The sequence below is a fragment of the Shewanella sedimentimangrovi genome (genome assembly GCF_017354965.1).
Classification (GTDB): Bacteria; Pseudomonadota; Gammaproteobacteria; order Enterobacterales; family Shewanellaceae; genus Shewanella; species Shewanella cyperi.
Map to the genome: position 1 here is coordinate 3,297,844 of NZ_CP071502.1, position 14,201 is coordinate 3,312,044.

General features: G+C 59.1%; 15 protein-coding genes. 9 read left to right on the forward strand and 6 right to left on the reverse strand.

The annotated features are described in order from the left end of the window. Positions 1-30 precede the first annotated feature (30 nt). Positions 31-2,217, reverse strand: coding sequence for a bifunctional diguanylate cyclase/phosphodiesterase (locus tag JYB85_RS14575; RefSeq protein WP_207379865.1), 2,187 nt, complete (start codon positions 2,215-2,217; stop codon positions 31-33). A gap of 111 nt (positions 2,218-2,328) precedes the next feature. Between JYB85_RS14575 and thpR the strand changes: the two genes are divergently transcribed. Beyond that, on the forward strand, positions 2,329-2,883 hold the full coding sequence (thpR, locus tag JYB85_RS14580; RefSeq protein ID WP_207379866.1) for an RNA 2',3'-cyclic phosphodiesterase: 555 nt from the start codon (positions 2,329-2,331) through the stop codon (positions 2,881-2,883). 50 nt (positions 2,884-2,933) lie between these two features. Here thpR and JYB85_RS14585 read toward each other — a convergent pair whose 3' ends face one another. Together JYB85_RS14585 and pepB are read right to left on the reverse strand one after the other, a co-directional pair. Then, a complete protein-coding gene (locus JYB85_RS14585; RefSeq protein ID WP_207379867.1) occupies positions 2,934-3,449 on the reverse strand; it encodes a GNAT family N-acetyltransferase in 516 nt (171 codons plus the stop codon). A gap of 129 nt (positions 3,450-3,578) precedes the next feature. After that, positions 3,579-4,856: an aminopeptidase PepB gene (gene pepB, locus JYB85_RS14590; RefSeq protein WP_207379868.1), complete on the reverse strand. Its 1,278-nt coding sequence runs from the start codon at positions 4,854-4,856 to the stop codon at positions 3,579-3,581. A gap of 214 nt (positions 4,857-5,070) precedes the next feature. Between pepB and sfsA the strand changes: the two genes are divergently transcribed. From sfsA to JYB85_RS14630, 8 genes are all read left to right on the forward strand, one after another. After that, positions 5,071-5,793, forward strand: a complete 723-nt coding sequence (sfsA, locus tag JYB85_RS14595) for a DNA/RNA nuclease SfsA (protein ID WP_207379869.1) — start codon at positions 5,071-5,073, stop codon at positions 5,791-5,793. Between the two features lie 172 nt (positions 5,794-5,965). Further along, entirely contained in the window at positions 5,966-6,409 is a 444-nt protein-coding gene (gene dksA, locus JYB85_RS14600) for an RNA polymerase-binding protein DksA (RefSeq protein WP_207320674.1), read from the forward strand. 87 nt (positions 6,410-6,496) lie between these two features. Continuing rightward, positions 6,497-7,375, forward strand: a complete 879-nt coding sequence (gene gluQRS, locus JYB85_RS14605; protein ID WP_207379870.1) for a tRNA glutamyl-Q(34) synthetase GluQRS — start codon at positions 6,497-6,499, stop codon at positions 7,373-7,375. A gap of 291 nt (positions 7,376-7,666) precedes the next feature. Further along, positions 7,667-8,995 (forward strand): polynucleotide adenylyltransferase PcnB, encoded by a 1,329-nt coding sequence (gene pcnB / locus JYB85_RS14610; protein WP_228730124.1) that lies wholly within the window; start codon positions 7,667-7,669, stop codon positions 8,993-8,995. Continuing rightward, on the forward strand, positions 8,992-9,480 hold the full coding sequence (gene folK / locus JYB85_RS14615; protein WP_207324539.1) for a 2-amino-4-hydroxy-6-hydroxymethyldihydropteridine diphosphokinase: 489 nt from the start codon (positions 8,992-8,994) through the stop codon (positions 9,478-9,480). Before pcnB ends, folK begins: the two co-directional genes overlap by 4 nt. A gap of 58 nt (positions 9,481-9,538) precedes the next feature. Continuing rightward, on the forward strand, positions 9,539-10,333 hold the full coding sequence (panB, locus tag JYB85_RS14620; RefSeq protein WP_207379871.1) for a 3-methyl-2-oxobutanoate hydroxymethyltransferase: 795 nt from the start codon (positions 9,539-9,541) through the stop codon (positions 10,331-10,333). Between the two features lie 7 nt (positions 10,334-10,340). Continuing rightward, a complete protein-coding gene (gene panC, locus JYB85_RS14625) occupies positions 10,341-11,186 on the forward strand; it encodes a pantoate--beta-alanine ligase (RefSeq protein WP_207379872.1) in 846 nt (281 codons plus the stop codon). 180 nt (positions 11,187-11,366) lie between these two features. Then, positions 11,367-11,876, forward strand: a complete 510-nt coding sequence (locus tag JYB85_RS14630; RefSeq protein WP_207379873.1) for a DUF4124 domain-containing protein — start codon at positions 11,367-11,369, stop codon at positions 11,874-11,876. A gap of 2 nt (positions 11,877-11,878) precedes the next feature. On the opposite strand, the gene JYB85_RS14635 is transcribed toward JYB85_RS14630, so the two are convergent. From JYB85_RS14635 to hpt, 3 genes are all read right to left on the reverse strand, one after another. Continuing rightward, positions 11,879-12,649, reverse strand: a complete 771-nt coding sequence (locus JYB85_RS14635; protein WP_207320680.1) for an ABC transporter permease — start codon at positions 12,647-12,649, stop codon at positions 11,879-11,881. Beyond that, positions 12,646-13,578, reverse strand: a complete 933-nt coding sequence (locus JYB85_RS14640; RefSeq protein WP_207320681.1) for an ABC transporter ATP-binding protein — start codon at positions 13,576-13,578, stop codon at positions 12,646-12,648. The genes JYB85_RS14635 and JYB85_RS14640 overlap by 4 nt, the downstream gene beginning before the upstream one ends. Positions 13,579-13,666: 88 nt before the next feature. After that, positions 13,667-14,197: a hypoxanthine phosphoribosyltransferase gene (gene hpt, locus JYB85_RS14645; RefSeq protein WP_207320682.1), complete on the reverse strand. Its 531-nt coding sequence runs from the start codon at positions 14,195-14,197 to the stop codon at positions 13,667-13,669. Between the last annotated feature and the right edge of the window lie 4 nt (positions 14,198-14,201).

The window sequence follows — 14,201 nt, forward strand, 5'->3', positions numbered from 1 at the left end:
AGCGAGTGCCATGGCAGGCACTCGGCCTGCTCAGTTCCTGTGCCAGGGCTGGCGCAGGCCCGTGGTCAGATGGTCCAGTGGCGAGGGTTTGGCAATGGCATAGCCCTGGGCATAATCGACCCCCAGCTGCATCAGGCGCTCGCCTATGGCGCTGGACTCGACAAATTCGGCCACCACCTCGAAGTCCATTTCATGACCCAGCTGGCAGATGGCGGCCACTATGGCCTGATCGGCCTTGTTGTCGCACAGATTGACCACGAACTGGCCATCGATTTTGACCAGGTCCACATCCAGGCGCTTAAGGTAGGCAAAACTGGAAAAGCCCGAGCCAAAGTCATCCAGCGCCAACTTGCAGCCCAGGGGCCTGAGCAGCTCGATAAGTTGCTGGGCCTGCTCCACCTGGCTGACGGCGGCGGTTTCGGTAATTTCAAAACAGAGTTTGTCCACCAACTCGGGCTCAGCCAGCAGGCGCATCTCCAGCCAGTCCATGAATTCGCTGTCGCCAAGGGAAGTGGCCGACAGGTTCACCGACACCAGCTCCAGCTCCTGCCACAGCGCCAGGTTGCTGCCTCCCCAGCGCAGCAGGTGATCCACCACCCAGCGATCGATACGGGGCGCCAGGTTGTAGCGTTCCGCCGCCGGCAGGAAGATCCCCGGTGACAGCATCTTGCCGGGTTCCTGCTCCAGGCGCAGCAGGATTTCCAGATGGGCGCCCCTGTGCTGCCCCGTCAGGGGTTCTATGGGCTGGCAATACAGCTGGAAGCGGTTCTGGTTGAGCGCATCTATGATATCCACCGAGGCCGCCATTTCGGTGTAGAGCCTGTGCATTCGGGGATCCGTCGGGCAGTAAATATGCCAGCCATTGCGGCCTTGCTCCTTGGCCACCCGGCAGGCGGCATCGGCGCGGCTCATATAGGTATAAATGTCGCTGGCCTCGGCATCCAGGGGCGCTATGCCCATACTGACGCTGACATTGTGGCGCTTCTGCTCCCAGCTGAAATCATGGCCGGCCAGCTGGCTGCAGATCCTTTGGGCTATGACCCTGGCCGTGTCCAGGTTGCAGTAGTGCATCAGGATGGCGAACTCATCGCCCCCCAACCGCGCCACAGTATCACCCTTGCGCACCAGCTGCTTGAGCCGCAATGCCACCTGGCACAGCAGCTTGTCCCCGGCCTGATGGCCGCTGACATTGTTGATCACCTGAAACTGATCGAGATCCAAAAAGGCCACGCACACGGGCTCCTCACCGCTGACCGGCAGCTGCCGGGCCAGCAGGGCCTCGAAATGAAACCGGTTCGGCAAGCCGGTGAGGGCATCGTAGTTGGCGTGGAAGGACAACTCGTCGGCAAGCCTGTGGCGTTCACTGACATCGTCCGCCAGCATCAGCAGGTGCTGGGGATCGTCGCTCATGCGGCTGAAACTGAGCTTGAGCCACAGGGGATGGGGGCGATTGAAGGAGACCTCACACCAGGCCTGGTGCAGCACGCCGTCGCGCACCACCTTGAGGGTGTCGAGCAAAATGGCGCTCTCTTCGGGTTTTATCAGGCTGAGCAAATCCGTGCCCTCCACCAAAGGCAGATTCTGGCGCGCTATGGCATTGAGCATGCTGACCCGGTTGTGCCTGTCCACCAGGCAACAGGACAGGGGTAATTGGTTGAATAATTCCTGGTATTTGTGCTCACTCACCAGCAGCGCCTGGGCGATGCGGGTCAGCTCCATGGCCGCCCCTATCAGGGTGGCAGCTGTGCCCAACTCGTTGATAAAACCTGCATCCCACTCCCGCGGACGCTGGCAATTGACCGCCCCCACGGCGATGCGGGTTTCCCCGAACTGCACCGGCGGCAGCACCAGCAGACTCTTGACCTGCCATTGACGCAGCAATTGCTTCTCGGCATTGGCCTGCAAAGGAAGCTCGGCGATATCTTTAACATTCAATAATTTGGGCTGGCGCATCAGCTGGCGGAAAAAAGGCATCCGTTCCAGGGGCCAGTGGCGCGGATTGGCTCCCCCGGTCACCCCGGGTCTGAGATAGAGGTTGCGGGGCCGGATGCCGCCGATACCGGCAAAGGCCGACAGCACAAACACCCCGTCACAATCGAGCTGGGCCGTGATGGTCTTCAGCGCCCGGTCGACATTTTGCTCCAGGGTCACCAGGGGAGCGTCGCCAAAGATCCCGGCCAGGGCGGTTTGCAGTGAAGAAATCGATTCGGCTTGCATCAGTGGCGTCTTCCCGAAAGCATAAGTGATTGTTGCAATCTGCATTCAGTATAGGCAAAGCTAACCCAATGATAAGTAGAGCCAGATCATAAGGATTGGATGAAAAATCCCATGAGTACTTCCCCCAAGACCCTGAAACAGAGGTTGTTTCTGGGATTCGCTCCGGACGAGTCCCAGCGCCGGCAACTGCAGGCATTGCAAAGGGAGTTGCAGCACAGGCAAACGACGCCCCAGGGATGGCGCCCGGTGCTGAAGGATAACCTGCACCTGACCCTGGCTTTTCTTGGGGGGTGCAGCCCGGAGCAGCGTCGGGAACTGGAGCTGGGCATAGGCCAGATACATAAACCGCGATTTGCACAGCGACTCGAGCGCTTGCAGCTTTGGCGGGGTCCGGGAGTGCTGTGCCTTGGTGAGCACGCCGAAGATGATGGCTTGCTGCAGCTTTACCGGGACAGCCAGACCCTGGCGGGCAAGCTGGGGCTGCAGCAGAGTGAGCATGGCTTCCATCCCCACATTACCCTGTTTCGCAAGGCCAAGGCCGGTCAGCTGCCAACGCTGTCGCCCGAGCCGTTAACCCTGAAACCTGAGCAGCTGCACTTATATTGGTCGGAATCAACCCCGAGCGGGGTGCGCTACCGGATATTGCACAGCTGGGATCTTGGCTGAGACCGTTCTGGTTCGGAACCCAGAGCGCCAGCTTAAAGACGAGCCCCGGCTCAGAGATTTTTATACATGATGCAGCAGTCGAGGCTGATGCCGCGGGGACTTTGGTAACTGGCCATGCGCTCCTCGCCGAATCCGCAGCGGCGATAAAAGTCGATGGCATTGAGGGTGGACTCCAGGCGCAGACGCTTAAGCCCTTTGTTTCGCGCCAGCGCTTCGGCGAAGGTCACCAGCGCCTGCCCCGTGCCCCGGCCCATTTCCGACGGGGCCACAAACACGGCTTCCAGCTGACCTTCACCGGGCAAAAGTTCAGGGTTATCGCAATCGAGCATCACGCTGCCGACCACCTGGGAACCCTGACTCCTTTCGCCGCGGCAGGCGATATAGAAGTGCCCGGCCACCACCTCGCTGAAGCCGGCGCTGGGCTGGCCCTCGGTCCAACTGGCCAGCAGGTCGTCCGGATAATGACCAGGGCAACCGGCCAAAATGGCTTGCACCCGCAGGTTCCAAATGGCCTGGGTGTCTTCCGCCGTGGCCTTGATAATTTTCAGCTCTGTTTCCCTCTGCATGCCTGTACTCCACTCCCTGAATAATCCAAGTTTCACGCTACCATGGAATCAACTGACGGGTAACCCTGATAAAAAAACGCCCCGACAATGCGGGGCGTCTTTTCAGTGCCGACAGCGGCTGAGACTCAATCAGTCCTTCAGCAGCTCGGCTATGGTCAGCACCCCGTGGGTGGTGGCACCGGCGGCCCACAGGGCACCGGCGCTGTCTTCAAAGGCGGCGGCCAAGTCCACGTGCAGCCACTTGGCCTCGGGGGCCACAAAGCGCCACAGGAAACCGGCGGCATTGGAGGCACCACCGGCACCGCCCCCCTTGACCGGACGGCTGTTGGCGGTATCGGCATAGGCCGAAGGACACATGTCCTTGTGCCAGGGCTCCAGCGGCAGGGCCCATACCTTCTCGGCCACAGCCTTGGCCTTGGTGCGGGCCAGGTCCAGCACGGCCTCATCGGGGGAGAAGATGGCGTTGTAGTTGCCACCCACGGCCATCACCGCGGCGCCGGTCAGGGTCGCTGCATCTATGATGAAAGGCGCACCCGAGGCAGAAGCGGCCTGCAGGCCATCGGCCAGCACCAGACGGCCCTCGGCATCTGTGTTAACCACTTCCACTGTCACACCGTTCTTGTAGCTGAGGATATCACCCAGTTTGAAGGCGCGGCCGCTGACCAGGTTCTCGGCGCAGCACAGGAACAGCTTGACCCGCTTGTTCAGGCCCTGACGTATGGCCAGGCCCAGGGCGGCGGTCACGGTGGCGGCGCCACCCATGTCGCACTTCATATTGAGCATGCCTTCGGAAGCCTTGAGGCTGTATCCGCCTGAGTCGAAGGTGATGCCCTTGCCCACCAAGGCCACGGACACAGGGGCGTCGGCCCCCAGCGGGTTATAATCCAGCTCCAGCATCACGGGTGGACGCTCGCTGCCACGGCCCACGGCGTGGATCCCCACCCATTGCTCTTCCAGCAGGGCTTCGCCTTCTATGATGCGGAAACTGACGGCATCACCACCCAGGGTCTTGAGCCAGTTGGCGGCCTGGGTGGCCAATTTTTGTGGTGGCAGGTTTTCCGGGGTTTCGTTGATAAGACCACGGGCAAAACGGGCCGCTTCCATACGTTGTTCCAGGGTGGCAACGGTTGCTGCATCGCCGGTCCAGTTCAGCTGCCAGCCCGGTTTGGCGGTGACAAAGCCCTGAGCGAACGACCACTGGCGATTCAGGTCCCAGTCTTGCCCTTCCAGGTTGACCGTGGTCACGCCCTGATTGCGCAGCTTGCGGGCCGCCATCTGGATCTGGCGCAGTTCATCGCCATTGCCCAGATGAATGCGGGCAGCACCGCCGTCAAAGGTCACATCGGCCTTGCCCCATTGGGGGGCGGCTGCTTCCTGGGTAAGAAGAACGCTCATTGCTTGTGTCATTGGAATTCCTTTATTTGGCTTGAGTATGTGCGGCTTTGCCACTGCAGGACCGGGATGCCGCAAATGGCATGAGTGTACTGCATCCACGCCGGTTAACCCAAGCCCCCAACGGAACGCTAATCTCTGAAGCCGGGCTTACGTGGCGGACAAATTCCAGTACACTGCCCCACTTAATGAGCCACATAGAAAGCGACAGGACAATCAAGGAGCCAAGATGCAATTCGACCCGCCATTGTCACAGGGAATACTGCTCAGAAGGTACAAGCGTTTCCTGGCCGATGTGCAGCTGCCGGACGGCAGCGAAATCACCCTGCACTGCCCCAACACGGGCTCCATGCGCCATTGTCTGTTTCCCGGTGAGCCTGTGTGGTTTTCCACCTCAGACAACCCCAAACGCAAATATGCCCATACCTGGGAATTGGCCCGGAACGACCAAGGGCAGCTTATCGGCATCAACACCGGCCGGGCCAATGCCCTGGCCGAGGAGGCGATTTTGGCCGGGCGCATTGCCGCCCTCAGCGGTTATCAAAGCCTGAAGCGGGAGGTTAAATACGGTGAGGAAAACAGCCGCATTGATATTCTGCTGAGCCAGGGCAGCGAGCCCGACTGCTTTATCGAAATCAAGAGCTGCACCCTGCTGGAACAGGGCCCGGATTTCGCCCCCGGCACTGGCTGTTTCCCCGATGCGGTGTCCGAGCGCGGCCAGAAACATTTGCGCGAGCTGATGGCGGTCCGCGCCGCCGGAAAAAGGGCGGTTTTGCTCTTTGTGGTGCAGCATTCTGGCATAGAAAAAGTAATGCCCGCAGACCATATAGACCCGCGTTACGGCGAGCTGCTGCGTGAGGCAAAATCGGCCGGAGTCGAGCTGCTGGCCTGGGCTGCCGAACTTTCGCCCCGGGAAGTGAAGCTCGTCAAAGAACTGCCGGTAGAATGTTGACGGCATAGAAAAAATGCCGGTCGAAATAATTGAAATCAGTGGCTAAAAAGCACATAGTCAAAGAATTAGCCATTGACAGAGTAAAATGTTTGCCAGCCTTGGCGTATTTTGCTATAGATAGCGGCCGATCTTACAGACGCCCGACAACGCAAATGATTACAGGAGATGCGTTATGCCTGAAGGCACTAAAAAACTTGGCGTACTCGCTATCGCAGGTGTAGAACCCTACCAGGAAAAGCCTGGTGAAGAGTATATGAACGACCTGCAGATGGGCCACTTCAAGAAGATCCTTGAAGCCTGGCGCAACCAACTGCGCGAAGAGGTGGATCGCACCCTCAGCCACATGCAGGACGAAGCCGCCAACTTCCCCGATCCCGTCGATCGTGCTGCCCAGGAAGAAGAATTCAGTCTGGAATTGCGTGCCCGTGACCGTGAGCGCAAGCTGATCAAGAAGATTGAAAAGACGCTGCAAAAGATCGAAGAAGATGATTTTGGTTTCTGCGATTCCTGTGGCGTGGAAATCGGTATCCGCCGCCTGGAAGCCCGTCCAACGGCCGATCTCTGCATCGATTGCAAGACCCTGGCCGAAATCAAAGAAAAGCAGATGGCCGGTTAAGCCGGTGACATCCAGCGCGGGGCCAAGGCCCCGCTCGCTTTTTCTGCCCCTGCTTTTTCTGCCCCTGATAGTTCCGCCCGTCCGCTTATGTCTCCGATAGCTGCATCCACCCCCTACATAGGCCGCTTTGCGCCCTCACCCTCAGGTGCCCTGCATTTTGGCTCCCTGATTGCCGCCCTCGGCAGCTATTTGCGTGCCCGCGCCATGCAAGGACACTGGCTGCTGCGCATCGAAGACATAGACCCGCCACGGGAAGTGCCCGGCGCCAGCGATGCCATACTGCGCACCCTCGAGGCCTTCGGTTTGCATTGGGATGGCGAGGTCTTGTACCAAAGCTCGCGCACCGAGGCCTACGAGGAACGGATAACCCAACTGCTCAGCGCAGGCGAGGCCTATTTCTGCCAGTGCAGCCGCAAACAAATCCAGGCCGCCGGCGGTATCTATGATGGCCACTGCCGGGATCTGGGCCTGACGGCGGGTGCCATCCGCATCCGCAACCACGCGGCCGTGGCCAGCTTTGAAGATAAACTCATCGGGTTGGTGCGGGTCGAGCCCGGCTTTGCCGGTGAAGATTTCATTATCAAGCGCAGCGATGGCCTCTATGCCTACCAGCTGGCGGTGGTAATGGACGATGCCATGAGCGGCATTACCGAGATAGTGCGTGGCTGCGATCTGATTGAGGCCAGCTGCCGCCAGCTGAGCCTGTTTCGCCAATTCGGCGCCCCCGAGCCCGACTTTCTGCATTTGCCCCTGGCCTGTGCCGAACCCGGTTTCAAACTGTCGAAGCAAAACCGCGCCCAGCCGGTGGATGATGACGATCCGGCCCCGGCGCTGCTCAGGGCCCTGACGTTTTTGGGGCAGGCGCCGGTGGACAGTGACAGCCCGGAGCGCATGTTGGCTCAGGCGGTCAGCCAGTTCACCCTGGATTCCATCCCCAGGCAAAGGGAGATACTGCTTGGCAGCTGATATATTCATCGGCTTGGTGGATTGCTGCCTGGCTCGGGCCGGCAACAGATCCGCTGTCACACATTGGCCCTGCTCACACAATTGCCCGGGCAGAGAGATACTGCTTGGCCGCTGATATACTCATCGGCGGTCATTTGGTATATGATACCCGCCAGATTTTTAACCCGATAACATGACGTTCCGAGGTGTCCCATTTTTCGCCGTATCAGTCAGTTCTGTAAACAGCTGTTTGTAGACCCAACCGTCGCTCCAACCGTTGAGGCGGTCAGCCAGACCGAATCCGGTTCGGGATTGAGTCTCAGCGTCGTTCCCAGAAATGCCCACACCATCTCCCGCAAGAGCATCAGCGAAAATGCCCTTAAGGTGTTGTATCGCCTGAATAAGGCCGGCTATCAGGCCTACCTGGTCGGTGGCGGTGTGCGCGATCTGCTGCTGGGTATGGAACCCAAGGACTTCGACGTGGTGACCAACGCCACCCCGGAAGACATCAAGAAACTGTTCCGCAACTGCCGTATCGTCGGCCGTCGCTTCCGTCTGGCCCACATAGTCTTCGGCCGTGACGTGATTGAGGTAGCCACCTTCCGTGGTCACCATGGCGAAGAGGACGGCGATAAGATTTCCAAGGCCAATGCCGAGGGCCGCTTGCTGCGCGACAACGTTTACGGCGACATAGATGAAGACGCCGAGCGTCGTGACTTTACCGTCAACGCCCTGTATTACGATATTGCCGACTACTCCATTCGCAGCTACGGCGGCGGCATGGAAGACCTCAACGATGGCATGCTGCGCCTGATTGGCGATCCCGAGACCCGCTACCGCGAAGATCCCGTTCGCATGATCCGTGCCGTACGCTTTGCCACCAAGCTCGGCATGCGCATCGAAGATGCCACCGCAGCGCCAATCCGTACCCTGGCGCCACTGCTGCGTGACATTCCCGCCGCCCGAATGTACGAGGAAGTGCTCAAGCTGTTCTTCGCCGGGAAGGCCCAGGCCAACTACCAGATGATGCAGGACTATCAGCTGTTCGAGCCCCTGTTCCCGCTGCTGCAAAACAGCATCAACGAGTCAACCAAGGGGCCGGCGGCCCGCATGGTGCAACTGGTGATGCGCAACACCGACCTGCGGGTGCTGGAAGACAAGCCCGTGACCCCGGCCTTCTTCTACGCAGCTCTGCTCTGGTATCCGCTGCGGGCCCGCGCCGAGGAAATCGCCCTGGAAAGCGGCTTGGGTATCTATGATGCCTATTTCGCCGCCATGGGTGATGTGATGGAGCAGCAATGCCAAACCATTAGTATTCCGCGCCGTTTCAGCACCCCGGCCAAGGACATCTGGCAGCTGCAGATGCGCTTCGAGCGCAGCATGGGCACCCGAGCCTTCAAGCTGATGGAAAATCCCAAGTTCCGCGCCGCCTACGATCTGCTGCTGCTTCGGGCCGAGGCCGAGGGTGGCCCATTGGCCAAAACCGCCGCCTGGTGGCAGCGTTTTGTTGAAGCCGACGAAGACGAGCGCGGTGACATTGCCCGCGCCAGCAACAAGGGTGCCGGCAAGAACCGCAAGTCGCGGGTCCGCCGTCGCCGTGGTCCCTCAGAGGGTGGTCAACAGGCGGCCAGCGGCGAATGACCCGGGTCTATATCGCCCTCGGCGCCAACCTCGCCGAACCCAAGCAACAATTGGACAGGGCCTGTGCGGCCCTGTCTGCTTTGGCGGCCCCCGGTAGCTTCAGGGTGTCATCCTATTACGCCTCCCGCCCCATGGGAGAGGTGGTCCAGCCCGACTATGTCAATGCGGTGGCAAGCCTGGAGACAGAGTTGGCACCGCTGGCGCTGCTGGACGCGCTGCAGGCCATAGAGCTTGACCAGGGCCGCGAGCGCCTGCTGCGCTGGGGCCCCAGAACCCTGGATCTGGATTTGTTGCTCTATGGCGATATCACCATGGACAGCGAGCGCCTGACCCTGCCCCATTACGGCATGAAACAACGCAGTTTTGTGCTGGTGCCCTTGCATGAGCTGACACCGGATTTGGTCCTGCCCTGCGGCACGTCCCTGGGTGACCTGGTCAACCAGGCATTACGGGACGAGCTTCATCAACTGGGCCAAGAGGATTGAAGTCCGACCAGAGTTGGCATATAACTCCACTTCCACACGCAGTATAAGATTGACCTATATGGCTAAAGTGACTACATCAAGCCTGCTGAAAATGAAGCAGGAAGGCAAAAAATTCTCGGCCCTGACGGCCTATGACGCCAGCTTTGCCGGCGCCTTTGATGCCGAAGGCATTGAAATATTACTGGTGGGGGATTCCCTGGGCATGGTGTTGCAGGGCAATGAAGACACCCTGCCGGTGACCACGGACGAAATCGCCTATCACACCCGCTCGGTGCGCCGCGGCATCAAACAATCACTGCTGATCGCCGACATGCCCTTTATGAGCTACGCCACCCCTGAGCAGGCCATGCACAATGCCGCCATCCTGATGCAGGCCGGTGCCAACATGGTCAAGCTCGAAGGCGGCCAGTGGCTGCTGCAAACCGTCACCATGTTGACCGAGCGCGGCATCCCCGTGTGTGCCCACCTGGGCCTGACGCCGCAGTCGGTCAACGTGTTCGGCGGCTTCAAGATCCAGGGCCGCGACGAGGCCAATGCCAAACGCATTCTCGAGGAAGCCAAGGCCCTCCAGGCCGCCGGTGCCCAACTCCTGGTACTGGAATGCATCCCCGCCTCCCTTGCCAAGACCATCACAGAGGCCCTGACCATACCCGTTATCGGCATTGGCGCCGGTGCCGACACCGATGGCCAGATCCTGGTGATGCACGATGTTCTGGGGATCTCCAGCGGCTACATACCCAAGTTCTCCAAGAACTACCTGGCGCAAACCGGTGAAATTCGCGCCGCGGTAAAAGCCTTTAAGGAGGAAGTTGCCAACGGCACTTTCCCCGGCAAAGAACACACATTTAATTGAGATCCAGATGCATACCACAGCGTTAATTGATGAGATCCGCGCCCAGGTTCGCGCCTGGCGTGCCCGCGGCGAAACCGTGGCCTTTGTGCCCACCATGGGTAACCTGCATGCGGGCCATATTCACCTGGTAAATGAAGCCCGCAAGCGTGCCGACCACGTGGTGGCATCCATCTTCGTCAACCCCATGCAGTTTGGCAAAAATGAAGATCTCGACGCCTATCCACGCACCCTGGCCGATGACCAAGCGGCCCTGACCGCCGCCGGTTGTGAACTGCTGTTTACCCCAACACCCGAAATCATCTATCCCAAGGGCCTGGACGCCCAGACCTTTGTGGAAGTGCCGGGTATTTCCGATGTACTTTGCGGTGCCAGTCGTCCGGGGCACTTCCGCGGTGTGGCCACCATAGTGCTGAAACTGTTCAACATAGTGCAGCCCGATGTGGCTCTGTTTGGTCGCAAGGACTTCCAGCAGCTGCTGGTGATCAGGACCATGGTGGAAGATCTGTCGCTGCCGCTGGAGATAGTAGGCATAGACACAGTGCGCGAAGCCTCGGGCCTGGCCATGAGTTCACGCAATGGCTATTTAACTGCCGACGAGAAGCAGCGCGCTGCGGCCCTGAAGCGCGCCCTCGACCAACTGGCGAGCGACATTCAAGCCGGCATGTCCGTTGCGCAGGCCTGCACCAAGGCCAATGACAGCCTGCGCCAGGCGGGATTCACCCCCGACTATATGGAAGTGCGCAGTGCCAGAACCCTGGCCGAGGCCACAGACGCCGATCGGGAACTGGTGGTGCTGGCCGCCGCCCAGTTGGGCAAGGCCCGGCTGATAGACAATCTGTGCTTTAACCGCTGAGCCACAGGCTATAAACAAGGGGGAGCACCGGCTCCCCCTTGTTATTTGCGTGGTGGAACACGCCAGCCCTAACCACCCAAACCCTTATAAAAAAACTGGTTTTTAGATAATGATTGGGCCATATTAAACACATTCACCCGCATCGCCGGCTCCAAACACAGACATGGGAACCCAGGCCAGATGGTAAAACTTGTCACCTGCATCCTCTGTTTACTGCCCCTGGCCGCTCAGGCCAATACCATCTACAAGTGCATCAAGGACGACAAGGTGGTGTTCTCCCAATCCGTGTGTCCCAGTGAGTTCAAACAACACGAAATCAGCTACCAACTGGGTGTGACCACAGAGGTGGACTCGGATCATGCCAAGATGAACGACCCGCTGCAGGCGCTGCTGAGCAAACACGCCCTGTCGCCGGAAAAGCTGCTGCAGTTGCTCGACAGCGAGCTGTACCGGCTGAAGCAGGAGAACAGCTACTATGAGATCCTGCGCGCCAGCGAGATGCAGAAACTGGAGCGCAAGCGCTATTGGCAGGAAAAGCGAGAGGACGACGCCCAATACCTGGCGGACAAGAAAGAACTCAACGACCGCTTTGACGCCCTTATCAAGCTCAACGAGGACACCATGGCCGAGTTGAGCCTGCGCCGGGATCTGATAGCTGCCGAAACCTTGCCGCTACAGCCGAGGAAATAGCCTCAGGTGCGTAAGCCTATGCCGCGGGAAATCAAATAATAGGCCAGCAGCCACAAGCCACCGCAAAATCCCAACATCACAGCAAAGGACAGGCCCAGGCCTATATCGGCAAAGCCGAGGAAGCCGTAGCGGAAGATGTTGATCATATAGACCACGGGGTTGAGCGACGACACGCCGCGCCAGAAGTCCGGCAGCAGTGACAGGGAATAAAATACCCCGCCAAGGTAGGTCAGCGGCGTCAGCACAAAGGTGGGGATAATGCTGATGTCATCGAAGCTCTTGGCAAACACCGCATTGATAAGCCCCCCCAGGGAAAACAGCACAGAGGTCATCAGCACTGTCAGGGCCACCAGCCCCAAATGCTGCACGCTCAAATCCACGAAGCACATGGCCACCAGCGTCACTATCAGGCCCACACACAGGCCGCGGGCCACACCGCCACCGACGTAGCCGGCAATCATCACATAGTGGGGCACGGGGGCAACAATCAGCTCCTCCAGATTACGCTGGAACTTGGCGCTGAAAAAACTCGAGGCCACGTTGGAGTAGGAGTTGGTGATAACCGACATCATGATAAGGCCGGGGGCGATAAACTCCATGTAGGAAACGCCACCCATTTCGCCGATACGGCTGCCCACCAGGTTGCCGAAAATCAGGAAATACAGGGTCATGGTGATGGCCGGCGGCACGAGGGTCTGGACCCAGATGCGGGTAAAGCGGGTGATTTCCTTGTACAGAATGCTCTTGAATGCTGTCAGGTACAGGGCCTTCATGGACGTGCTCCTTTATTCTCCACCAGGGCCACAAACAGTTCTTCCAGGCGGTTGGCCTTGTTGCGCATGGAGATCACCTCGATACCCAGTTCGCTCAAACGGGCAAACAGGCTGTTGAGGCTGTGGGACTTGGCGATGTCCACTTCCAGGGTGTGGGGATCGGTCAGGCGGGCGGGTATATCGCCCAGCTCGGGCACGGCCTCAAGATCCTGCCCCAGATCCAGCACAAAGGTCTCCATATTCAGGGTCGCCAGCAGTTTCTTCATGCTGGTGCACTGCACCAAAACGCCCTGATCTATGATGCCTATGTTGCGGCACAGCATCTCGGCCTCTTCCAGGTAGTGGGTGGTGAGTATTATGGTCACCCCCTGGCGATTGAGCTGCTGCAAAAAAGTCCACATGGAGCGCCGCAGCTCAATATCGACCCCGGCGGTGGGCTCATCGAGAATGAGCAGCTTGGGTTCGTGCATCAGAGCCCGGGCTATCATCAAGCGCCGCTTCATGCCGCCGGACAACTGCCGCGAGGCGGTGTTGCGCTTGTCCCACAGATCCAGTTCCTTCAGATACTTCTCGGCCCGAACCAGGGCCAGCGGCCGCGGCACCCCGTAATAACCGGCCTGGTTGACCACGATTTGCAGCACAGTCTCGAACTGGTTGAAGTTGAATTCCTGGGGCACCAGGCCGATACACAGCTTGGCCTGCTCCAGCTCCCGGTCAATATCGTGGCCGAAGACCTTCACCTTGCCGCCGGTCTTGTGTACCAGGGAGCTAATAATGCCTATGGTGGTGGACTTACCGGCGCCGTTGGGTCCCAGCAGGGCGAAGAAATCCCCCTGCTCAACCTTGAGGCTGATGCCCTTGACGGCTTCGGTACCGCCGGCGTAGGTCTTGCGCAATTCAGCAATTTCGAGTGCGGCAATGGAGCTCATGCTTTCTCTCTGTAGGCTTGGTTTATCTCTGTGTATCCCGATGAAAAACGGGGGCCAGGCCCCCGTTAATGCGCAGCAGACAAGCAGCTTATTCCAGCGGAATGACCTTGGCAATGTAAGGCAGATTGCGGTACTGCTCGGCGTAATCTATGCCATAGCCGACGATGAATTCATCGGGAATGGTGAAGCCGACGAAATCCACCGGCACATTGACCTCGCGGCGCTCCGGCTTGTCCAGCAGGGTGCACAGGGCCAGGCTTTTGGGCTCACGCAGCAACAGCATTTCCCGCACCTTGTTGAGGGTGTTGCCTGAGTCGATCAAATCTTCCACTATCAGCACATCGCGACCGGCAAGATCCGACTGCACGTCCTTGAGAATTTTGACGTCACGGGAGCTGGTCATGGCATTGCCATAGCTGGAGACCGACATAAAGTCGATTTCCACATGGCCCTTGATGCGGCGGCACAGATCCGCCATGAAGACCACGGAGCCCTTGAGCAGGCCCACCATCAGCAGGCGCTCACTGTTGGCGTAGTGGGCATTGATGCGCTCAGCCATCTCGTTCAGTTTCTGGTCAATGGCCTCGGCCGAGATCATCTCTTCAATGGTGTGTTTCATATTA